Here is a 21,469-nt window from a genome sequence, read left to right on the forward strand (position 1 = left end):
GCGCATCCGAAAGCGACGCGAAACCGCGCAACTGTCATATTCACATTGCGGATTTTGCCAAGCGTCGCCATTCGCCGCAGTCCAAGCTAAACGACGTTAACGTAAACGTCAATTAAAGCGGTAAGAAGCCTCGCAACAAAGCTCTGAACATCCCTGTTTTCATGGATTTTCGTCGGCGCACTTCTCGGTCATACTCACCAGATGCGGAAGGCTGAGATTTTCCGGTCCGTATCGTGGTTTCCGAGCGCGGCTTGCCGTGATTTGCTACGCATTCTCGCTTCTGCCCTGCTTCTGTTGCTTGTCTGCGCCATCAGCGTCGACGCGCAGGAGGAGAAACCTGAGGTCAAGCGCTGGCTTGCCGGCGCCTATTCCTTCTCCGACGAACTCGGCGGCTTCAAGATACGGGCGATAGGCGGAACGGGAACCCGAGAAGACCCGATCGTCATCGAAGAGGAACTGGTCTCGGCAAGTCCGGTAACGATGGTCATCCGCACGACCAAGCCGATACGCCCGTTCGACTTCTCCGGCAAATATGCCAACGGCTTCATCCATCTGAAACTGATCATCTGGAACAGCAGCGAGCAGGCCTGGATCGAGGTCGAATTCGAGCTTCAGGAGATACTCGGCCAGCCGAGCCTGTTCGGCGATGGGCTTTCCTTCGATCAAAGGCGCACCGATTCCAAGAACATCTATTCAGACAGCTTTGCCGACTTCAGCCGGGATTTCGAGCCTTATGACAGGCTGCTCTACCGGAACGGCAAGGTGGACCCGCGCCGATCTGCCTCATTCGGCTTCCTCATCAGTGACTATACGCCGAAGCGGCAATTTTATCTGGTACAGGACCCGCGCATCCCCTCGACCTGACTTGCTTTCGCGGCCGCTACGGAAGAATGTAGGACATGACTTCCATCGCCAGACAGGATCCGCCGGGACTTGCCGAGCTTTTCGCCTTTTATGCGGAGGCAGGCGCTTACGACGCGCTGACGGAAGAGCCCGTTGACCGCTTCGCGGAAGGCGCTCGGCTGACGCAACCCGCACAGCCACCGGCTCAAGCCGCGGCGCGACAGGCCCCTGTTTCCGAGTCGGGTCCCTCGGCGGCTCCTCGCACGCCGTTTCGCGACCAGCAGGCAAGCCCGGCCCCACGGCCGGCGGCGACCGCTGCCGTCCCCGACGAGGCGCAGGCGGCCCTTGCCCGTGAACTCGCCGCCAAAGCAGCCACGCTGGAAGAACTGCGCCAGCACATGGCCGCGTTCGACGGCTGCAATCTGAAATTCACCGCCAAGAGCATGGTGTTTGCAGACGGCAACCCGGATGGCGCAGTAATGCTTGTCGGCGAAGCACCGGGGCGCGACGAGGACATTGAGGGCCTACCCTTCGTCGGACGTTCGGGCCAGTTGCTCGACCGCATTCTCAGCGCAATCGGCCTCGACCGAACCAGCGTCTATATCGCCAATGTCATTCCCTGGCGCCCGCCGGGCAATCGCACGCCGACGCCGCACGAAACCGAAATCTGCCGTCCCTTCATCGAACGGCAGATCGAACTGGCCAATCCGAAACTACTGGTAACGCTGGGTGGTCCGTCAGCAAAGACGCTGCTCAACACCACCGAGGGCGTTTTGCGGCTGCGCGGGAACTGGCGTTCGCACACCACGAAAACCGGCACGGTCATCCCGACCATGCCGACGCTGCACCCGGCCTACCTCCTGAGAAATCCCGCCCACAAGAAACTTGCGTGGCGGGATTTTCTGGAAGTGAAGGCCAGGCTCAGAAGCTTGACCTAAGTCTCTGTTCGTCAGGCCGTCTGTACACCGGCCCGGCGCATGCCGATGAACTGCAATTCGGCAAACAGCGCGACCGCAATCGCCTGGGCGCTGACAAAGGCAATTCCAAGCGCGGTAGGCGACACCAGCCCGGAAACGAGCAGGCCGAAGCTTGCGACGACCCAAAGCACGTTGATCCCGATGATGTCGATCAGGGTCATTCGCGCCAGCGTCTCGCGCCGCGCCATAGCAACCAGAAAAGCAACGAACGGCACGAGCACCGCGCCCGACCAGAAAAGAAGGTCGGCTGGCAGGCCGAGCCACGGCGAGAGAAAAGAAGCGCCGCCCATCGCCAGAATGGCCGTCGCGCCGCTGGCGACTGCGTCGAGCAGCAGGGCATTGCGAAGGAAGGGCGAAACATTGATGGTCATGGTTCTTCTCCAGCTTTGAGAGTCTTGGCGCTTCGGACGTTCATCGCCCTGAGCTGGCCGAACCATGCCTGCCGGAAAGCCGCCCGGCGATTACGCGAGAGGTAATAAGAGCTAGCTTCATACCAGCGCAGAACGCTGGTTTTCCGGGGTTTGCGTCACCACATACGCAGCAACCGATTAATCTAACTTAATCTCGGATTTGAAGGGCTAGCACCATGCCAGCAGTAGAAACCGAATACCGATCTGAGCCGTTTAGTCTCTGGGTCAATAATAGCCTCAAGCGCATTCCCAACGGAAAGGCGAGCATAGCCGAAACCGTGAAAGGTGCACCCGGCTTGCAGCTTATCAGCCGTCCCAGCGGCGGCAGATCGTGGAAGTACTTCTATCAGAACCCCACCACCAAGCGGACGGACAGCGTAACGCTAGGCCCGGTGAAGCTCACGCGAGAGCTAGGCGAAAATCCCGTTGTCGGGGAACCGATGACGCTTGGCATGGCAAAGGAGCTTGCCGCCTACTGCCGCCGTCTGGTTCGGGAGAAGCGCGACCCTAAGCCGATCCTGACCAAGCTAAAGCGCGATATTGAGGCCGTGATCGTCGCCACATGGGACGGGCACAAGGTGGATGAATTGTTCCGGGAATACGTCGCTAACTACAATTGGCGGCTGACACGCGGACGGCCTGCCCTGCCCTCCACAATCGAATACTACGCGGCACGACTTGGCTTACGCCCTGACGACCGTGGCGGCTGGAAGCCGACAGGCAACGGTGTCCTGTCGCACTGGACGGGCAAAATCTACGCTGCCCATGACGGCACCGTGAAGATTGACCACGTAGAAGCCGACCGAGTGTTGCGCCAGATGGCCCCAGCCGTTGCTGACAAGACGATAGAGGCCCTACGGCGGTTCGGAGACTGGGCCGTCTATTACAAAAAGGCCAACAGCAACCCGTTTGCGATCCTGACCCAGCTTCATGAACACCCCGAACGCGAACGCGAGCTAAGCGCCGAAGAAATCCGGGCACTGTGGCACGTCGCCAGCACTGCTAACGGCACCTTGAATTACCCGTATGGGGCTGCTGCCAAGTTGATGCTTCTGACCCTACAGCGCCCGGGTGCCGTCCGTCGTGCCCGTTGGGCAGATTTTGACCTGACGGCAGGTGTCTGGAACGTGCCCCATACCGAACGGAACAAGCGCCGTCTAAGGAAGAAAGAGGCAAACCCCGTCCCATTGTCAGCCCCGGCCCTGACATTGCTTAACAGCCTGCCCCATCGCGGCGACTACGTTTTCACCGAAGACGGCAGCAACCCGATAAGCGAAGATGCCAAGGCAGCAATGCGTGAGCTTCACCAGCACATGAGCGTTGAACTTGGTGCCCCTGTAACAAGGTGGCAATGGCGTGACCTACGGCGGACAGGCGCAACCGGTTTGTCCCGGCTCAAGGTTGACACGCAATTTGGGCCGATGGGCCTCTATGATCGCGTCATTCATGCCGTGCTCGACCATGCCCGCGATAACATCGACGCGACCTATATCCGTAACGACTATCTGACAGAGGCGCGGACAGCCCTAAACGCATGGGCTGCTCATCTGGAGACGATCACGTCACGGAGGGCAGAAAAATGATTATGCTCATCCTACTGATCATCGCCAACGCCCTGTTCCCGAACCCTGTCTTGTTCGGCCTCAGCGTCATGTGGTTCGTGTGGTGGCTCGTTCGCATGATCGCCGTTGCGTGGTCAGGGTAAAGCAACCAAACATCGTTTAAACGACAAGGGGCCGTCACTGGCCCCTTTTTCTTTCTTGCCCTTAATCCTCTTTCGACCCCATCTTTCCAAAGTAGAAGCCGAGAATGATCAGCCAGCCACTGGATATTAGGTCTGGCACTATGATTTCGGTGCCTCGATACATACTGACGCCGACGATGACCATAACGACAACTGTCATCAACGTGGCGATGATCCCCGAAACCACCTTCGTGTTCCCGAAAATCTCCCACGTGCTGCTGACGTGCGTTTCACCCACGATCGCCATCAATGCGTCATCGTGCCCGTAAACGTCGAGGCTGTTGCCGTGCACGTAGACCCGGTTGATATATGATTGAATTTGTCCGGTAGTGGGGTCGGGATCACCGTCGAATGATATCGTAATAAGCGACCCTTTGAGAAACTTTCTCTGCATCGTCAGGATGCGAACGTTATTGGCGTTCGGCGTTCTGTTTTTAACCGCCGCAACTACCCTTTGCTCAATATTCGGGTCGTTGATCATCAATGCCATGTCGCGCTCCTCTGCCACACGCCAGAAGACAACAGATGTTGTTGTAACTCAATTCCCTTGCTGGCCCGGAAAGCGCAATAAACTCAAGGTTTTCACTGGTTTTTTATTTTTCCCCGCAGCAACCCGTCTGCTTTTTTCCGTTCCACGCTCAATGTCGGTCATGAGGCTCATGGGGTACCAGCGAGCGCCGACCTTTGGGGGGACCGACCCCCGGCACCCCGGCCCCGCTGTGAGCCGACGCTTACCATATCCGTAGTCGCAGATCATTGAAAAGATTACGCTTTTCGGCCCTGACTTAACCCGGTCTCTTAATCTTTGACCCCTCGTAGTGCCCGGTCGGGCCGGTGAGAAGCTGATAATCTGATAAACCCGCGCCTGCCAGCGCGGTATCAGGGCACCGCACATCCGCTCAAATATTCAGCCATGGCACGATGGACGCACAGTGGGAGGTCTGGTCTCAATGAAACCAAGCCGGTCTGTGTGAACTCAATGGCTTACGCCCCGGTGTGCCCGGGATCGCACCACGCAGTGTCTCACTGTTTGCCCTTGCACATCCATTTATTCAGCGTGACAGCCTGCACAAAAACACGGCCCTTCGGGTATTCCTCTAGGCACTCTTTCATGGCCTGCTCAGCTTTATCGTTGCGGTCGAACACCATGACGTCAGGCGCAAAAGCATCATCGGATACTGCGACGACGACATACAGCTTGGTCATGCCCTTTCTCCTTTTTTACTGCGGACTTCGGGTAGTGCGGGTCGCTATATAGCGCCCCTCCGCACTAACTACCCGCACCAATCCAAGTTTGTGCGGAACCGCACCAAAACCGCACTAAATCCGCACATAAACCCCGTCCGCACTAGCATCGATTTTGCCATTAGTTTTCAGCCGCTTAATGGCATCTGCAAAGGTGCGGGGTGCCAACCGGGTCACTTTATGCAGGTCGCCATAAGACAGCCCGTCCGGGTGCTTGTCGAGTGCCGCCAAAACCGCACTATCCGACTTCGCCATGGCGCGCGGCTTCATTGGCTGGTCCGGTATGTCATCCCAACCGATGGCCACTTTCCATTCGAGCGCTGCTGACTTGCCGACAGCCTTGAGCCGGAATGTCATCGGGTCGAACTCTTCCGCGTCCTTCTGTGCCGTGCAGGAGATCGTGCCGGTAGGCATCTTAGGAGCACTGTCCACCTTCACCTCAGTATCAAGAGCACCCTTCAACGCCGTGGACCCGCGTCCGCCTTTGCTGAGGTCTTTGCCGCTGTGATGGACCACGAGCACGGCACAACCCGGAAAAGCAAACCTTAGGGCATCGCAGCCCTTCACAAAGGCATTCATCGCCTGTGCTTGGTTTTCGTCACCGTCACCGAAATTCCTGGCCAGCGTATCGACCACGATCAAGGTGGGCTGCAATCCGTCCGTTCGGATCGTCTCGGCAAGGCTCTTCACCTTGGAAGGCTCAGCTATGTTGATCGGGCGATCATGCACCCGGAGGCGATCAGGGATCAGCCCATCATGGCTTTCGATCCATGAACGTATGCGAGCGGGCAAGCCCTTGCGACCCTCGCCAGCGATATAGACGACATCACCGGCCTTAACTGGCTTCCCGGCCCATGGCTGGCCTGTCGCTATGGAATTGGCCCAATCTAACGCCACAAAGGTCTTCTTAGACTTCGGTGGCCCGTACAGCACCACAAGCGTATCGGCCTGTAGGATGCCCTCTATCAGCCATTCAGGATCGGGGAGGTTCTCTAACTCAGCAAAAGTAAGAAGACGTGGAAGTGCCTTCTCATTACTGTTGATTGTGAGGTGAACTCGTGCGTTTAAACGAGTATTGTCATTAGTTTTCAGGGGCTTGACCTGATCCGCCCGAAGGCTTATATTCATATTAACTCCTTATTGGTCTTTGGGGTTGAAGTATTCTCCTAAGTGGGGCCGGTTTCATCTCCGGCCCTTTTTCTTTGTCCCGAATATAGACCTTCGGGTTGACGCGTACAATTGGCCCTTCGGGTCTTACGTAAACGTCAGTTAAGTGCTGATCTTGCGACCGGGACCGGGTTTCGTCCGCTTCGTTGTTCTACGTTGCGTCATGTCACTTCCTCCTTTCTGTTCAAGCTGCGCGTTTATGGTAGGGCCGTCGCTGCGTTGTGAGCACGGCTACCTTCTCTGCCTCTGCTGCGTCATGCTCGGCCAACAGTCGGCGCTCATTTACTGACAACCAACGCTCCAGCCCAGCGGCCCGCATACGAAGTGCCCCAGCAAGCATCTGTTGGCTGTTGTACTGTGCACTGCTCACCGCCGCACCTCATCCGGGGCCGTGTCCAGCCACAGCGAAATCGCTGCCTCCGCTCGCTCTGGCCGAAACTGGTTGATCCACAACAGCGCCAGCCCGATCGGGTACCGCACATATGTGTGCTTGCCGATTTGCAGCGTGTAGGCAGGGCCTTTTCCCTCCTTTCGCCAACGGTATTCGGTCTTCCGGTTGATCCCGGCAACGGTACAAAACTGAGATATGCTCCAATCGTCCATAACTGCCTCCAGCTTGCAATGTCACATGTGTTATGTTATATCATAACATTCTAATTTAGCAAGGATTGATGGGACATGGCAACGTCATACGGCGGACGATCCGCAGCAGACTTCAAAGAGGATGAACGCAAGCGGGCGTTTGAAAAGCACGTTGAGCGCACGCGTCAGCAGATCGTTCACTTGCAGAAAAAGCTGGCAGACGGGTCCGCAACCGGTGTGCCCATGGATACGGCTGATGTGCAGGCCGTAGGCCGCGCCGCAGGCCAGTCATTGTCTCAGCGCTACAATCCGGCGACCACCGTTCGCGGTCAGGATGGCCGATTGTGGACTGCCGGGGTTGGTGCTGCACCTGTTCCCGCGATGCCGGATTTGCTCACCCGCGATGATTGGGAGCGCGACCAGAAAGAGCAGCAGCGCTATGCCAAGGTCAGCAACCGGCTTTGGAATGCCTACCGGACGGAAAACCCATATGCCGATCCGGCAGCGGTCCAGAAGGCTGTGAGCCTGCTCGTGGCCAATAGCGGGATGTCTCTTTCCGAACTCAGCGACCTTGGTTCCGATGAGCTTAGCCGTCCGGCGTTGTTCGCTCGCATAGACGAAGCAGTTGGCCATATCCATACCCTTGAAACCAGCGGTGACACCGGCACGGGCGAAGACCTTCGCACCAACGTCAATTACGGCGCTGGAGCGGGCGTAGGGCGCAGCCCGGAGCAAACTCAGCCGTCAGCCGATGAACAGCCCACATCCATGTCCGGCGAGATCGCGGCATGGCAGCGCAAAACCGGCTTCACCCGATAAGGAGATCACGAAATGTCCGTCTTCATTTACACCAAATCCGCCAATGACCACGCCAACGGCAAGCAGGTAGACGCGGCCCGAGCGATGGCAAAGCGCCGCATCTTGGATGAGCAAATCCCCGCTGGCGGGTATGTCAGAGCCGCCGCAGCTGGCGGGGACAACACCCTTCGGCAGTTGCTCGCCCGTATTCAGTATGGTGACACGCTCATCGTGCCGTCGCTCGACGTGCTGGCGACGTACCCGACCGAGCTTGTCGAAATTGCCAATGCCCTGTTTACCAAGGGTGTTCGGCTGCTGAGCGCCACTGATGATGTCGAGATCGATCCGATCACTTTGCGCCGCTACACCGCGCCGTGGTTCGGGCTGGAGCAATCTGAAAAAGCCGCCGCTGACGTGCTCCGCAATGAGCGCCAGAAACACCGCGTCGAAATCGAAGAGTACGGCAAGGTCATTCAGGAACAAATCATCGGGCAGCTGCTCAAACTAGGCGTGGATTTCCATGCTCTTTTGGCATCGGCCAATGGCCAGCCTGCCAAGCGGCCCCTCAATCCGTCCCGTGCCCGTGATCTTCGTTCAAAGCGTGAAGCCCTTGGGCTGACGCAGGAAGATGCCGGAAAGCTCGTGGTCTCTCTCGGAGAGGCAGCAATCGGCAAGGGCCAGATCAGCAAATACGAAAATGATGGCGATGGGCCTCACATCGACACTTACGAGCTTGCCCTGAACGTCGAGACTAGCCGCCGCAAGACGGCCAAACCCATACCACAACCCCAACCAGCACTGGAGTAAAGACAATGCCTACCATCACAACAAACGATTGGAAAAACTATCAGGGCGGAAGCTTTGCGGCTTACGCGGCGGACAGGGGCGCGTCAATTCGGCGTTACGGAAATGCTGGGACTGATGGCTTTCTCGTATACCAAATCAAGGATTTGGCAGGTGAGTGGTACAACCAGAAAGGCGATCCGGTTTCCGTTGATTTGGCTCGTGCCGCTGGTTTCGACGTGGATGCCCAGCTTCGTGAGCGTGATCGCAAAGAGCGTCTTGCCAAGGCCACAGCTTCCGTCAATGCGGAATTTGCCACCGCTGTCCGCACCGAGATTGCGAGCAAGGGCGGCTATACGCTGTCTGACGTAGGCATGGGCCGCGCTGAACTGACCGATAGCGACGGCGTTGTTCTCAATCCTCGCCCGATGAGTATTCAGGAAGGCCAGCGCCTGCTCGACCTGATGTCCGGGGACGCCCAGTGAACGCTCTGGTTAAGGCTGTGAAGAAAGCAGCCCGTTCTGCCGACGATGAGGAAGATTTGGCTTATGACCTCGCCAGCCTTCTGGATGATCACGGCGAGGATGCTTTTTGCGAGGCGATTGCGTCTTGCATCTATGAGCTGATGGCCCACGACAAGGAGGACGACGACGATGGCACGTATTGAAGACCTCTTCCGGGCGGGCAACCTAGATCAGCCACTAGCATCGGGCCAGAGCAACCCATTCAGCGCGATTTCGCAAGGTGGCGGCACACTATCTGCCCTTCCACAGAACGCCTCTGTAGCAGGCCCCGCTGTGGGTCCGTCTAGTCGGATAGACCCTCGATTTGCGGGTGACGGCAAGTTGGCTAACAGTGGCTGGATTGGCAACATGCTCTTTGGTGGCAACGAGACAAAGGCCAACGCAGAAAGCCAGCGCTTTAGCGGCGCACAGCAGCAGGCCGTGCAGTTCATCCGCGAGAAGGTAGACGCTGGCACTCCACCTCAGAAAGCCATTCTGGATTTTGTGCAGACACCGCAGGGAATGGAGTTCATGACCTCTGGAGGTGGCCTGACGGACCTCGCGAACGTCGCAAAACTCGCGACCAAAGACCCGACCGCTGGCCGGATTGAACAGCGGAAAGCCATTTTCGAAAGAAACGGCGGGACTGAGACCAGCGAAACATACGTCAAAACGGCGGCAGAGCTTGCCAAGATCGGAGATGACGAAGGCAGTCAGCTTTCGCTCCAGATGGCGAATGCGCTCAAACAGAGTGCCGGGACGAATGTCACCGTCAACAACAACCAGTCCGAAGGCGAGAGCGAAGCGCGAAAACGGCTTGGCCAGAAGATCGGTGAACAGTTTGATAGCTATCTAGCCGCAGGCGCACAAGCCGGTTCGATGCTCCGTTCTATGGGCATCCTCACGGAGTTGTCAGACGCAGCACCTACAGGCCCGATCACGGGCAGGCTGGCCCAACGGTTCCCCGGCTTCTCTGATGCCGGTGCGGCCTTTGAAGCGGAAGTTAGCCGCTTGCTCCCGAGCCTGCGTGTTCCCGGCAGTGGTGCGCAATCGGACAAGGACATTGACGTGCTGTTGCAGGGCCTTCCCGCGCTCCGAAATAACAAGAGGGCCAATCAGCTGATCATTGGCTCGATTAAGCTCAAAGCTGAGATCGACCGCGAACGCAGCCGGATCGTAGAAGACTTCACGGATGGCCTTCTGACAGACACGCAAGCGTTGAAGGAAATCCGCGAACTCGATGGCAGCATCATTCCCGATGAGTTGCAGTCGCTGTTGGACGCGGTGAAGGGTCAACCCGCACAGCGCCCGCTGCAAGACATGAGCGACGAAGAGCTTGAAAGGATCATCCGCGATGGCCAGTAAAGAGGAAGCCTTGCGGGAGCTTGCCCGCAGAGAACTAGAGCGCCGCAGATCGGGCGGGATTGGCAACACGATGGCCGACATGGGAAAGTCCGCCGTAGCGGGCTTGTCTCAGGGTGTCACTGGTCTTGTGGACATGGTTGCGAACGCCGCACAGCCACCAAACACTGCACAGGCCATGCGTGACCTGACTGCGATGTCACAGGGGCAGACGGTCCAACAACCGCCTATGGCGCAGCCAAGCCGAGAATTGGCAGCTAACCTGTCAGGCGGCGCGACTGAATATGAGCCGAAAACGACAGCCGGGGAATACAGCCGCACTGCTGGCGAGTTCGCTAGCAACGCGCTGTCACCGGGTGGTCTTGTGCGCAAGGCTGGTATGGTGGTCGGCCCTGCACTGGCGTCAGAGGGGCTGGGCCAGCTTACCAAAGATACGTTCCTAGAGACGCCTGCCCGCATTCTTGGCGGTATCGTCGGGGGTATCGGGTCGGCCATGACGCCTACGAACTGGGGCAAACAGGCGACCCGCATCGCCAAGGAAGCGGCGAAGACTGCGCAGTTCAAGACCGGGGAGGCCATGCGACAGGAGATCAAGAAGGCCTATGATGGCCTCCGCGATGCCGGTGTGACCTACGACGCTAAAAAATATTCCGAAATGATCATGACCGCGAAGCAGCGGATTAAGACCTTCCCGAGTTCGATTGCCCCGAAGGCGAATAAGCTGCTTGATCAGCTTGCCGAAAGTCCGCTGCTGGATTTTGGCGACCTAGACGCACAGTCGTCCGCCGTGGGCAAGGCACTACGGGCGGCATTAGCTGGCAAGGATGAGGTGGAAGCCGCCGCGCTGGAGATCGTGAAAAAGAGCCTTGACGATTTCGCCGTTAATCCGTCGATTGATCCGGGTTTGACGAAGCTCGATGCGCGGCAGATGCGAGAAATGCGCACTGCCGCTCGGGCAATGGTCATGCGGAACAAGAAAGCCGAGCTTGTGGAGGGCGCTCTAGAGGATGCCCGGAATTATCCCGGTGGTTTCCTGAATGGCTTGAACAACCAAATCGGCTCGCTGCTCCGCAACAAGCGCACATCTTCGATGTTCACGGCAGCTGAGAAGGAAATGCTACGCGGGACGCTGACGGGCAAAACCCCGCTCCATGATCTGGCAGTGTTCGGGGTCGACATGGCGGCTGGCGGCTTCGGTGGCGTCGCCACCACGATAGGGACCATCGGTCGCCTTCCGGGCCGTGTGTTCAACAATCCACAGCTTCAACGGCAGGCGGGCAATCTGCCAGCGGCCTTGCGCAACTCGCAGCTAGGCAGCGTTGCCGCACAGCAGCAACAGGAACAGCTTGATATCCTGCGGCGTCGGTTGCTCGGAACGGCCACAGCGGGCAATGCCGCCCTCAATGACGAATAACTGACTTCCAAGACAGTCAGTTTCCCCGGGCGGGCATTGTCTCCGTTCCCGCCCAAGCGAAAGCCAGCGTGTGAAAGCCCTCCGCGCTGGCTTTTCGTTGTTTTCTTAACCCGGTCTTACCCTCAAAAATCCCGACCGTTGAAATCTTTGCGTTTTTTGCAGATTTTCCTTTACGCGAGAGGTAATAGAATTGACAACGCGCCTCGCCTAAGGTGACGCCATGACAACGCAACAGCCCTCCACCGCCGGTTCTCTCATTCGCGAATGGCGCAACCGGCGCCGCATGAGCCAGCTCGACCTCGCCGCCGAGGCGGACATCTCGCAACGCCATCTGAGTTTTGTGGAAAGCGGCCGGGCCGCTCCGTCGCGCGAGATGGTGCTGCATCTGGCCGAGCAGCTTGATATCCCGCTGCGCCAGCGCAACCAGTTATTGCTGGCGGCAGGCTTTGCACCGAGCTTCAGCGAAAGGGCGCTCAGTGACACCTCGCTGGCCCCGGCAATGGCGGCGGTGGAACTGGTGTTGAAAGGGCATGAGCCCTTCCCCTCGATAGCCGTCGACCGAAACTGGACTCTGGTCGCGAGCAACGGGGCCATCGCGCCGCTTCTGGCAGACATTGCCGATCAATCCTTGCTGACCCCGCCGGTCAATGTGCTGCGGCTCAGCCTTCATCCCAAGGGGCTCGCGCCACGCATCGTCAATCTGCATGAATGGCGCACGCATCTGATCGAGCGCCTCAAACATCAGGTCGATGCCTCCGGCGACGCGACGCTGGCCGAGCTGGAGCGCGAATTACGGACCTATCCGAGCGGCCCGCCGAATTCGCGGCCGACCCATCCCGACATTGCGGCGATCGCTCTTCCGCTTCGGCTGCGGATGGGCAAGGACATCCTATCGTTCATCAGCACGATCACTGTGTTCGGCACGCCGCTCGATGTGACGCTGTCGGAACTGGCGATCGAATCCTTCTTTCCGGCGGATGCCGAGACAGCCGCCCTCCTCCAGAAGCTGGCGGACGATCGCGGCGCCGCGCCAAAGCCTTCGTGAATTGATCAGGCTGGCGGCGGCGCAGCCTTGCTTGCCGCCCTGCGCTCCAGTCCGAGCCGCTGTTCGCGCCAGATGATGAAGATGCCGGCACCAACCACGATCAGGCCGCCGACCAGCATATGGATCGTCGGAACATCTCCGAAAGCGAAATAGCCGACCGCGATGCCGAGGATCATCGAGGTGTATTCAAAGGGAGCGACAGTGGAGACTTCGGCGTGGCGATAGCCTTCGGTCATGAGCAGCTGCGCCAGGCCGCCGCAAAGACCTGATCCGATCAGGAGCGCAGCCTGCATCCCCGTCAGCGACGCCCAGCCGAAAGGATAGGTCACAAGCGATATGACCGTGGCCGTCAGCGAAAACCAAAGCACGATCGTGCCGGTTCTTTCGGTGTGGACAAGGCTGCGCACCAGAATCAAGGCCACTGCCGAGACGGCAGCGGCGGCAAGGGCCGCGATCACGCCAAGCGCCTCTTCATTGCCCATGGCCCCACCGCCGGTGAAAAGCGTGAGCGTGGGCCAGGAAATGATGAGCACGCCGACCAGCCCGACGACGACCGCGCTCCATCGGAAAACGCGGATGGTCTCGTGGAGGAAGATCGCGCTGAACACGACGACCAGCAATGGCTGCGCATAGTTCAACGTGATCGCTTCCGGCAGCGGCAGGCGGGTGAGAGCAAAGAAGCCCAGTGCCATGGACGTAACGCCGACCATGCCCCGCGCGATGTGGTTGAAAGGGCGCGCGGTGTGAAAGGCGGTGCGCAACTCGCCGCGAAAACCCAGAAAAACCAGGATCAGCAGCATGGCGAAGAACGAGCGGAAGAAGACGATCTGCCCGCTCGGCAACGGCCCTGCCGCCTTGATCAGCGACGACATGGCCACAAAGACAGCGACCGACGAAACCTTGAAGGCAATGCCGGTCAGCGGGCTGCTGGCCCGCCTCCCCCCAGATGAATTCACTTTTTAGCCGATGCTTTCCTGAATTGTTGCCCAGATACGCGCAGGCGTTGCCGGCATCTCGATATGACCGATGCCGTAAGCCCGGTAAAGGGCATCTGCAACGGCATTGAGTGCGGCAGGCGTTGAGCCAATGGTGCCAGCCTCGCCCGCGCCCTTGATGCCGAGCGCATTTGTGGTCGAGGGCACGTTGCGGGTCTCAAAATGGAAGGACGGCACGTCGTCGGCGCGCGGCACGGCATAGTCCATGAAGCTCGCGGTGAGCAGCTGGCCGTCCTCGCCATAGACAGTGTTCTCGGTCAGCGCCTGGCCGATGCCCTGAACCACGCCGCCATGGACCTGGCCGGCAAGCAGGATCGGGTTCACCGTCACGCCGAAATCGTCGACGATGGTGTAGCCGACGATTTCCGTCGCACCCGTTTCGGGATCGATCTCGACCTCGCAGATATGCGTGCCGTTGGGATAGGTGCACTCGTCCTGAAGGAACTCGCCGAAACCCTTGAGATCGTCAGGTTTCTTGGCCGCCTTGGCTATGGCGGAAAAATCAATCGCGCGATCGGTGCCGACGATGCGAGCGACGCCGTCGGAAAGCTCGATGTCTCCGGCAGAAGCTTCCAGCTCATCTGCCGCGATGCGCTTGATCTTTTCGGCCAGATCCTCACCCGCACGTGCGGCCGATACGCCCCCGAGCGGAATGGAGCGCGAGCCGCCGGTGCCGCCGCCTGCCTTCAACTCGTCGGTATCGCCCTGCCGAACATGGATCTTGTCGATGTCGAGGTTCAGCTTCTCGGAGATGAACTGAGCGTAGGCTGTGGCATGGCCCTGCCCGTTGGTCTGGGTGCCGATCTTCAGCGTCACCGTGCCGTCGCGGTTCAGTTCTACGAAAGCCGGTTCCGAGCCCGGAAAGGCGCAAGCCTCGATATAGGTCGCCATGCCGATGCCGCGGACCTTGCCGTTCGCCTTCGACTGATCGAGGCGTTTGGGGAAAGTCTTCCACCCGGCTCGCTCGATCGCGGCATTCATATGGCCTTCGAACTCGCCGGTGTCGTAAAGCCTGCCAGTCGCCGTGCGGTAAGGCATCTGCTCGGGGCGGATGAAGTTGCGCCGGCGGATTTCATCGGAAGAAAGGCCCATTTCGTTTGCGCAAACGGACACCAGCTTTTCCAGAAGGAACGCGGCTTCCGGCCTGCCGGCGCCGCGATAGGCATCCACCGGACAGGTGTTGGTGTAGAGCCCGGTCACCGACACATTGAGCGCCTCGATATCATATACGCCGGTCGACATGGTGATGCCGACATAGGGAATGAACGGGCCGTATTGCGAAATGTAGGCGCCGATATTGGCCAGCAGATTGACGCGTAGGCCAAGGAAACGGCCATCCTTGTCCATCGCCATTTCGGCGGTCACGACATTGTCGCGCCCTTGCGCGTCGGTCAGGAAATGCTCCGTGCGGTCGCCGGCCCATTTGACCGGGCGGCCAAGCCGCTTTGCCGCTTCCAGCACCAACGCATGCTCGCGGTAGACGAAACTCTTCGGGCCAAAGCCGCCGCCGACATCCGGAGTGATGACGCGCAGCTGGCTCTTTTCTATGCCGAAGAGGTTCGCAAGGATGTACTGCATCGAATGCACGCCCTGCGAGCCAGTGGTCAGCACGAAGCGGTTTTCATCCGCCTTCCACTCGCCGATGGCAGAGCGCGGCTCCATGTAGTTGCAGACGAGGCGGTTGTTGACGAAGTCGATGCGCGTAACCTTTGCCGCCTTGGCGAAAGCCGCATCGCTCTTGGCCTTGTCACCCATGTGATAGCTGAAGGCCCGGTTGGAGCCGAGTTCCGGCCACACCAGCGGCGTTTCAGGATCGAGCGCGGTCGCGGTCGCGCCGGCGGCGTTCTCGCTGTCATAGTCGATCTCGATCAGTTCGGCCGCGTCCTGCGCCAGTGCCCGGCTGTCGGCCACCACGAAAGCCACGGCATCGCCGACATAGTTGACCCGGTCGCGGCAAAGGATCGGGATATCGCGGGTCGGCGCACGCGTGCCGTCCGGCTGCGGCTGCATGACGCCGGACTTGAGGTCGCCGAGATGGGCAAGGTCGGCTCCGGTAAGCACCAGATGCACGCCAGGTGCCGATTTCGCCGCTTCCACCGTTGTTATGTTGAACGCCGCCTTGGCCGTGGGCGACCGCAGCACGTAGCCATGCAGCAGGCCCTCCGGCACGATGTCGTCGGTGTAACGACCTGCCCCGGTGATGAAAGCCCGGTCTTCGACGCGCAAGACAGATGCGCCCATCCCGAATTTCGGAGTGACGACGGTCATGATTGCCCCGCAATGTTCGGTGGAGAATGTCGGCCTGAAATAGGTTCCCTCATAGTTTTGTCGAGGGGACCTTTCGTGTAAAGAGCACAACCTTCATTTTTTTGGCCAGCTTTGGCCGTTCAATTCTCCCGGAACGCCGGAATTTCGACAGGAAAGTCAACGAAATGCGCACAGATACCGGCCAGGTCTTCCGGCTCGAGGACTACCGCCCGAGTGATTATCACATTCCGCTGACCGACCTTACCTTCAGGCTGTCGCCCGACAGCACCCGCGTAATTTCGGAACTGACGATCGAACGTCGCGATGGCGTTTCCGGCACGCCGCCGCTTGTTCTCGATGGCGATGGGCTTGTTCTCAAGCGCGTCGAGCTCGATGGAAAGGCGCTCGCGCCGTCGGGCTATCAGGCCACACCGGAAAGTCTTTTGATCGCCAATCCGCCGGCGGCCAAGCGGTTCCGGCTTGTGGTCGAAACCGAGATAGCACCATCTCAGAACCAGGCGTTGATGGGCCTCTATCGCTCGAACAGCGTCTATTGCACGCAGTGCGAGGCCGAAGGCTTTCGCCGCATCACCTATTTCCTCGACCGCCCCGACATTCTTTCGGTTTACACCGTGCGCATCGAAGCGAAACGAGATGAAGCGCCGCTGCTTCTGGCGAACGGCAATCCCGGCGAACGGGGCGACCTCGGTGACGGCTGGCACTTTGCCGTCTGGCACGACCCCTTCCCCAAGCCGTCTTATCTGTTTGCGCTGGTTGCCGGCGATCTCGGCCTCGTCAGCGACAGCTTTGTCACCGCGTCCGGCCGTGAGGTCGCACTCGGCATCTATGTCGAGCACGGCAAGGAAAGGCTTGCTGCCTATGCGATGGACTCGCTCAAGCGCTCGATGCGCTGGGACGAGGAGGTGTTCGGGCGGGAATATGATCTCGATGTATTCAACATCGTTGCCGTGTCCGACTTCAACATGGGCGCGATGGAAAACAAGGGCCTCAACGTCTTCAACGACAAATACGTCCTTGCCGACGAGGAAACGGCAACCGACGTCGACTTCGCCAATATCGAAGCGATTATCGCGCATGAGTATTTCCACAATTGGACAGGAAACAGAATCACTTGCCGCGACTGGTTCCAGCTTTGCCTCAAGGAAGGCCTGACCGTCTACCGCGACCATGAATTCTCGGCGGACCAGCGTTCGCGCGCGGTCAAGCGCATTGCGGAAGTGCGCACGCTGAGAGCGCACCAGTTTCCGGAGGACCAGGGTCCGCTGGCGCATCCCGTGCGACCGCGCCGCTACCGCGAGATCAACAACTTCTACACGGCAACCGTCTACGAGAAGGGGTCGGAGGTCGTGCGGATGATCCGCACCATCCTCGGCGCGGATATGTTCCGCAAAGGCACGGACCTCTATTTCGAGCGCCATGACGGCGATGCCGCTACGATCGAGGATTTCCTGCAGGTCTTCGAGGATGTTTCCGGCCGCGACCTGTCGCAATTCTCGCTCTGGTATCATCAGGCGGGCACGCCGAACGTGACGGTCGCTGCATCGCATAATGCGGCAGCCGCCGAGTTCACGCTTGAGATCGAGCAGTCAGTGCCGCCGACACCTTCGGAAAGCCGCAAGCGGCTGATGCATATTCCCCTTGCTTTCGGGCTGGTCGGGAAGGACGGCAAGGATATAGCCTATACCGCGGTCGATGGCGCGAGCGTCGAGGATGGCGTGCTCCATCTGCGCAAGCGCCGGCATGTCGTGACGTTCTCGGGCGTTGTCGAGCGGCCGGCAGTCTCGCTCAATCGCGGCTTCTCAGCACCGATCACCCTCTCAATAGAGCAGAAGCCGGAAGACCAGATGTTCCTGGCGCGGCACGACGGCGATGCCTTCTCGCGCTGGCAGGCCTTCAACACCTTGCTTACGGACGCGCTTATTACCGCGACCCGTGGCACACTCGGCGGCAAGAAGCCCGCATTTGCGCGGGAACTTATAGAACTGGCCGGCACGATTGCCGGTGATGAAACGCTTGAGCATGCATTCCGCGCACTGGCGGTCAGCCTGCCGGGCGAAGCCGACATTGCCCGCGAGATCGGCGCGAATATCGATCCCGACGCGATCTACGCGGCGCGCGAAGCACTTGTTGGCGCCATCGCCAAGACGAACCAGAGTCATTTCAAGGCGCTATACGAGAAACTTGGCGCTTCAGGTTCATTCAGCCCCGATGCAGCCAGCGGCGGACGCCGGGCGCTGCGCAACGTGCTGCTAGACTATCTCTCCGTTCTGCCGAAGGGTACGACGCTTGCAGCAGATCACTTCACTGCCGCCACCAACATGACGGATCGTGCCGCAGCGCTGATGGTGCTGGCGCATCGCCATACGAAGTCGGCGGAAGCTGTGAATGCGCTGGCTGCTTTCGAAGAAAAATACCGCAGCGATGCGCTCGTCATGGACAAATGGTTCCAGATCCAGGCGGCAACGCCCGGCCTGGATGCCGTCGATCTGGTGCGCAGATTGACGGCTCACCCCGCCTTCTCGATGGCCAATCCCAACCGCGTGCGCTCGCTGATCGGCACCTTCGCCAGCGCCAACCAGACCGGCTTCCATCGTGCCGATGGCGCCGGCTACAAGTTCTTCGTGGAAACGGTGCTTGCAGTCGAGAAACGCAATCCTCAGGTCGCGGCCAGGCTGGCGACCGCCCTGCGCTCCTGGCGTTCGCTGGAACCCGGCAGGCAGGCAAAGGCACGCGAGGCTCTGCTGGCAATCAGCGCGGCTGAGAATCTTTCTGCCGATCTGCGCGATATCGTCGAGCGAACTCTGGCCTAAATAGCGCCTGCGAGAGGCTATTTACGATCTTTTCACTTCCGACCTCTGGACAAGGCGAATCACCTCTGATTCCTTATGGATGATTCGGATGTACGGTGTAGCCGGATCGTTTTAGGGGAAAGATTTCGGGGAGCCTTTTTATGGCGAAGACGGACGCGTGGCGCGCGCCCGGAGGCAGCGCTTTTGTCAAAAACAAAAGCGCCAGTCTGGCAGGGAGTGCAAGGATCATAGCCGAGCCGGCTTACCGGCGTCTGCTTGCCGCCGAGCCGCTGTTGCGCCGTTCCATCCCCGTCCTTATCGTCATCTTCCTTCTTGTCGTGGCTGCTGCCCGCTTCCTGTCGCTGATGGCGTGGCATGACGACGTCGAGCGTAACGCCAAGGCAATACTCGGACTGGGCGCGTCGGAACTCGCCAACTCGGTCACCATCACCGGCATGGGCGGCTCTTTCGTGCAGGAAAGCCAGGATCTGCTCGAGCGCACCATGCAGCAGGGAGCCATGAGCAGCCGGCACGTGCTGGCAATCATGGACGGAAAGTTCAACGTCGTTGCCGTGTCGCCGGAATCCACGCGCTGGCAGGGCCGGGCGCTGGACGGGATCGTTTCCGGCGGACAGCCATTGTTCATGTTCGGCGAGCGCGCCGGCGTCATCGAGGTTCGCGTCCACGGCGAGGACTGGTATGCAGCACTCAGCCTGACGGACGACCGCAAGGCCGCCGCTGCCGCGCTAATTCCGCAGGACGCCGTGTTTGCCGAGTGGCGCAAGACGGTGTCGCTCAATGTCACGCTGTTCGTGCTGACGGCGGGTGTGCTGATCATCATCCTCTACGCCTATTTCAGCCAGGCGACGCGGGCGCAGGAAGCGGACCGCATCTACCTTGAAGCCCATCAGCGGATCGACCTTGCGCTGGTGCGTGGCCGATGCGGTCTGTGGGACTGGGACATGGTGCGCGGCAAGATGTACTGGTCGCGCTCGATGTACGACATGCTCGGCTACGAGCCCTGCGATACGATGCTGTCATTCGGCGAGGTCGACGACATCATCCATCACGAGGACGGCGACCTGTTCCAGCTCGCCAACCGTATCGTGTCACGCGAGATCGACCACATCGACCAGGTCTTTCGCATGCGCCACGCCGATGGGCGCTGGGTCTGGATGCGCGCCCGCGCGCAGGTCATCGATCCAGACGCACCGGAAATCCAGCTCATCGGAATTGCCGTGGACGTCACCGAACAGCGTCACCTGGCGCTGCGCTCAGAAGCCGCCGACATGCGCCTGCGCACGGCCATCGAAAACATCAACGAGTCCTTCGTGCTGTGGGACGCGCAGCAGCGTCTCATCATGTGCAACAGCAAATACCAGCAGGACAACGGCCTGTCCGATCGTGACGTCGTTCCGGGCGTCTCGCGTCATGTGCTCGAACAGCGCATGGCTGCATTTGCCTCCGAACGCCGTCTTCCCTCTCCCAACGGCAATCGTGGCGGCGCGACCTATGAGCGCCAACTGAACGACGGGCGCTGGCTGCAGGTCAATGAACTCAGGACCCGAGACGGCGGCATCGTGTCCGTCGGCTCCGACATCACGCCGATCAAGCAGCATCAGGACAAGCTCGTCGACAGCGAACGCCGGCTGATGGCGACCATCCACGACCTCAGCGTCGCGCGGCGCGCCGAGCAGGAGCGCGGGCGCGAAATGGTCGAGCTCAACAAGAAATACATGAAGGAAACCGAGCGCGCCGAAGCGGCCAATCGCGCCAAGTCCGAATTCCTGGCGAACATGTCGCACGAATTGCGCACGCCTTTGAACGCGATCATCGGTTTTTCGGAATTGATGGAATCCGGGCTTTTCGGGCCGCTCGGCTCCGACCGCTACGAGGAATACACCAAGGACATCCTCAGCAGCGGCAAATATCTGCTCGGCGTCATCAACGACATCCTCGACATGTCGAAGATCGAGGCCGGACAGTTCTCGATCGACAGCGAGGAGATCAATCTCTGCCCGCTCATCAGCGAGACGGTGCGGGTCATCTCGCTGCAGGCGGCGCAGAAGTCGATCACGGTGGAGACGCAGATCGCGGACTCTCTCACCCTGTTTGCCGACCGCCGCGCTATCAAGCAGATCGTCATCAATCTGCTGTCGAACGCGGTAAAATTCACCGGACAAGGCGGGCATATATCGGTGCGAGCGCGCAATGCTTCCGGCGCGCTTATGATCACAATCGAAGACACTGGCTGCGGCATTCCCAAAGGTGCCTTGAGCAAACTCGGGCGACCGTTCGAGCAGGTTCAGAACCAGTTTTCCAAGAACCACACCGGGTCAGGTCTCGGCCTCGCAATTTCGCGCTCGCTTGCCGAGCTGCACGGCGGTGCGCTGAAAATCCGCTCCAACGAGGGCGTCGGCACCATCGTTTCGGTTCGGATTCCGATGCGCAAACCGCCAAAGCCGATGCAGCAGGCGGCCTGAGGGCAGCAAACTCCGGATGCCGGTGGCATCCGAGAAAATCCTTATTCAGCGCTTGTTTTTA

At 59.6% G+C, this 21,469-nt stretch carries 20 protein-coding genes; 13 read left to right on the top strand and 7 right to left on the bottom strand.

The window, feature by feature from the left end:
• The first annotated feature begins 261 nt into the window (after nt 1-261).
• Nucleotides 262-864, top strand: a complete 603-nt coding sequence (locus DZG07_RS17430) for a hypothetical protein (protein WP_245429507.1) — start codon at nt 262-264, stop codon at nt 862-864.
• 35 nt (nt 865-899) lie between these two features.
• Entirely contained in the window at nt 900-1,781 is an 882-nt protein-coding gene (locus DZG07_RS17435) for a uracil-DNA glycosylase (protein WP_119819070.1), read from the top strand.
• A gap of 11 nt (nt 1,782-1,792) precedes the next feature.
• On the opposite strand, the gene DZG07_RS17440 is transcribed toward DZG07_RS17435, so the two are convergent.
• On the bottom strand, nt 1,793-2,191 hold the full coding sequence (locus DZG07_RS17440) for a hypothetical protein (RefSeq protein ID WP_119819072.1): 399 nt from the start codon (nt 2,189-2,191) through the stop codon (nt 1,793-1,795).
• Between the two features lie 215 nt (nt 2,192-2,406).
• Here DZG07_RS17440 and DZG07_RS17445 point away from each other — a divergent pair, with 215 nt between their 5' ends.
• Complete coding sequence (locus DZG07_RS17445; protein ID WP_119819075.1) at nt 2,407-3,813, top strand: site-specific integrase; 1,407 nt, start codon at nt 2,407-2,409, stop codon at nt 3,811-3,813.
• On the top strand, nt 3,810-3,935 hold the full coding sequence (locus DZG07_RS24365) for a hypothetical protein (protein ID WP_281004500.1): 126 nt from the start codon (nt 3,810-3,812) through the stop codon (nt 3,933-3,935). The genes DZG07_RS17445 and DZG07_RS24365 overlap by 4 nt, the downstream gene beginning before the upstream one ends.
• A gap of 61 nt (nt 3,936-3,996) precedes the next feature.
• Here the strand turns inward: DZG07_RS24365 and DZG07_RS17450 are convergent, their stop codons facing one another.
• The 4 genes from DZG07_RS17450 to DZG07_RS17465 all read right to left on the bottom strand — a co-directional run bounded on the left by DZG07_RS17450 (nt 3,997) and on the right by DZG07_RS17465 (nt 6,989).
• Nucleotides 3,997-4,464, bottom strand: coding sequence for a hypothetical protein (locus tag DZG07_RS17450; RefSeq protein WP_133304757.1), 468 nt, complete (start codon nt 4,462-4,464; stop codon nt 3,997-3,999).
• Between the two features lie 533 nt (nt 4,465-4,997).
• Nucleotides 4,998-5,180, bottom strand: coding sequence for a hypothetical protein (locus DZG07_RS17455; protein ID WP_119819080.1), 183 nt, complete (start codon nt 5,178-5,180; stop codon nt 4,998-5,000).
• Nucleotides 5,181-5,294: 114 nt separating this feature from the next.
• Entirely contained in the window at nt 5,295-6,347 is a 1,053-nt protein-coding gene (locus DZG07_RS17460; RefSeq protein ID WP_119819083.1) for a helicase RepA family protein, read from the bottom strand.
• Nucleotides 6,348-6,752: 405 nt separating this feature from the next.
• Nucleotides 6,753-6,989, bottom strand: coding sequence for a hypothetical protein (locus DZG07_RS17465; RefSeq protein ID WP_119819086.1), 237 nt, complete (start codon nt 6,987-6,989; stop codon nt 6,753-6,755).
• 75 nt (nt 6,990-7,064) lie between these two features.
• Here DZG07_RS17465 and DZG07_RS17470 point away from each other — a divergent pair, with 75 nt between their 5' ends.
• The 7 genes from DZG07_RS17470 to DZG07_RS17500 all read left to right on the top strand — a co-directional run bounded on the left by DZG07_RS17470 (nt 7,065) and on the right by DZG07_RS17500 (nt 12,873).
• The gene (locus DZG07_RS17470) at nt 7,065-7,787 is read left to right on the top strand and encodes a hypothetical protein (RefSeq protein WP_119819089.1); all 723 of its coding nucleotides are present in this window, start codon (nt 7,065-7,067) and stop codon (nt 7,785-7,787) included.
• Between the two features lie 12 nt (nt 7,788-7,799).
• A complete protein-coding gene (locus tag DZG07_RS17475; RefSeq protein WP_119819092.1) occupies nt 7,800-8,573 on the top strand; it encodes a recombinase family protein in 774 nt (257 codons plus the stop codon).
• A gap of 5 nt (nt 8,574-8,578) precedes the next feature.
• Complete coding sequence (locus DZG07_RS17480; protein WP_119920279.1) at nt 8,579-9,034, top strand: hypothetical protein; 456 nt, start codon at nt 8,579-8,581, stop codon at nt 9,032-9,034.
• The gene (locus DZG07_RS17485; protein WP_119819099.1) at nt 9,031-9,216 is read left to right on the top strand and encodes a hypothetical protein; all 186 of its coding nucleotides are present in this window, start codon (nt 9,031-9,033) and stop codon (nt 9,214-9,216) included. Before DZG07_RS17480 ends, DZG07_RS17485 begins: the two co-directional genes overlap by 4 nt.
• Nucleotides 9,203-10,417 carry a hypothetical protein gene (locus tag DZG07_RS17490; protein WP_119920280.1) on the top strand — a complete coding sequence of 405 codons (1,215 nt, stop codon included), beginning with the start codon at nt 9,203-9,205 and terminating at the stop codon, nt 10,415-10,417. Before DZG07_RS17485 ends, DZG07_RS17490 begins: the two co-directional genes overlap by 14 nt.
• Entirely contained in the window at nt 10,407-11,828 is a 1,422-nt protein-coding gene (locus DZG07_RS17495; RefSeq protein WP_119819105.1) for a hypothetical protein, read from the top strand. The genes DZG07_RS17490 and DZG07_RS17495 overlap by 11 nt, the downstream gene beginning before the upstream one ends.
• Nucleotides 11,829-12,048: 220 nt before the next feature.
• Nucleotides 12,049-12,873, top strand: a complete 825-nt coding sequence (locus tag DZG07_RS17500) for a helix-turn-helix transcriptional regulator (RefSeq protein WP_119819108.1) — start codon at nt 12,049-12,051, stop codon at nt 12,871-12,873.
• A gap of 5 nt (nt 12,874-12,878) precedes the next feature.
• Here DZG07_RS17500 and DZG07_RS17505 read toward each other — a convergent pair whose 3' ends face one another.
• The gene (locus DZG07_RS17505) at nt 12,879-13,829 is read right to left on the bottom strand and encodes a DMT family transporter (protein ID WP_245429508.1); all 951 of its coding nucleotides are present in this window, start codon (nt 13,827-13,829) and stop codon (nt 12,879-12,881) included.
• Between the two features lie 3 nt (nt 13,830-13,832).
• On the bottom strand, nt 13,833-16,136 hold the full coding sequence (locus DZG07_RS17510; RefSeq protein WP_119819111.1) for a xanthine dehydrogenase family protein molybdopterin-binding subunit: 2,304 nt from the start codon (nt 16,134-16,136) through the stop codon (nt 13,833-13,835).
• Nucleotides 16,137-16,300: 164 nt separating this feature from the next.
• Between DZG07_RS17510 and pepN the strand changes: the two genes are divergently transcribed.
• Nucleotides 16,301-18,946, top strand: a complete 2,646-nt coding sequence (gene pepN, locus DZG07_RS17515) for an aminopeptidase N (protein ID WP_119819114.1) — start codon at nt 16,301-16,303, stop codon at nt 18,944-18,946.
• A 140-nt stretch (nt 18,947-19,086) separates the two neighbouring features.
• On the top strand, nt 19,087-21,408 hold the full coding sequence (locus DZG07_RS17520; protein WP_119819117.1) for an ATP-binding protein: 2,322 nt from the start codon (nt 19,087-19,089) through the stop codon (nt 21,406-21,408).
• The last annotated feature ends 61 nt before the right edge of the window (nt 21,409-21,469 follow it).

Source organism: Mesorhizobium sp. DCY119 (assembly GCF_003590645.1).
In the GTDB taxonomy this organism is placed as follows: Bacteria; Pseudomonadota; Alphaproteobacteria; order Rhizobiales; family Rhizobiaceae; genus Mesorhizobium_M.

Coding starts and splice junctions, on each gene's coding strand:
- DZG07_RS17435 (WP_119819070.1), top strand. CDS start 900: ATGACTTCCATCGCCAGACAGGATCCGCCGGGACTTGCCGAGCTTTTC.
- DZG07_RS17440 (WP_119819072.1), bottom strand. CDS start 2,191: ATGACCATCAATGTTTCGCCCTTCCTTCGCAATGCCCTGCTGCTCGAC.
- DZG07_RS17445 (WP_119819075.1), top strand. CDS start 2,407: ATGCCAGCAGTAGAAACCGAATACCGATCTGAGCCGTTTAGTCTCTGG.
- DZG07_RS24365 (WP_281004500.1), top strand. CDS start 3,810: ATGATTATGCTCATCCTACTGATCATCGCCAACGCCCTGTTCCCGAAC.
- DZG07_RS17450 (WP_133304757.1), bottom strand. CDS start 4,464: ATGGCATTGATGATCAACGACCCGAATATTGAGCAAAGGGTAGTTGCG.
- DZG07_RS17455 (WP_119819080.1), bottom strand. CDS start 5,180: ATGACCAAGCTGTATGTCGTCGTCGCAGTATCCGATGATGCTTTTGCG.
- DZG07_RS17460 (WP_119819083.1), bottom strand. CDS start 6,347: ATGAATATAAGCCTTCGGGCGGATCAGGTCAAGCCCCTGAAAACTAAT.
- DZG07_RS17465 (WP_119819086.1), bottom strand. CDS start 6,989: ATGGACGATTGGAGCATATCTCAGTTTTGTACCGTTGCCGGGATCAAC.
- DZG07_RS17470 (WP_119819089.1), top strand. CDS start 7,065: ATGGCAACGTCATACGGCGGACGATCCGCAGCAGACTTCAAAGAGGAT.
- DZG07_RS17475 (WP_119819092.1), top strand. CDS start 7,800: ATGTCCGTCTTCATTTACACCAAATCCGCCAATGACCACGCCAACGGC.
- DZG07_RS17480 (WP_119920279.1), top strand. CDS start 8,579: ATGCCTACCATCACAACAAACGATTGGAAAAACTATCAGGGCGGAAGC.
- DZG07_RS17490 (WP_119920280.1), top strand. CDS start 9,203: ATGGCACGTATTGAAGACCTCTTCCGGGCGGGCAACCTAGATCAGCCA.
- DZG07_RS17495 (WP_119819105.1), top strand. CDS start 10,407: ATGGCCAGTAAAGAGGAAGCCTTGCGGGAGCTTGCCCGCAGAGAACTA.
- DZG07_RS17500 (WP_119819108.1), top strand. CDS start 12,049: ATGACAACGCAACAGCCCTCCACCGCCGGTTCTCTCATTCGCGAATGG.
- DZG07_RS17510 (WP_119819111.1), bottom strand. CDS start 16,136: ATGACCGTCGTCACTCCGAAATTCGGGATGGGCGCATCTGTCTTGCGC.
- pepN (WP_119819114.1), top strand. CDS start 16,301: ATGCGCACAGATACCGGCCAGGTCTTCCGGCTCGAGGACTACCGCCCG.
- DZG07_RS17520 (WP_119819117.1), top strand. CDS start 19,087: ATGGCGAAGACGGACGCGTGGCGCGCGCCCGGAGGCAGCGCTTTTGTC.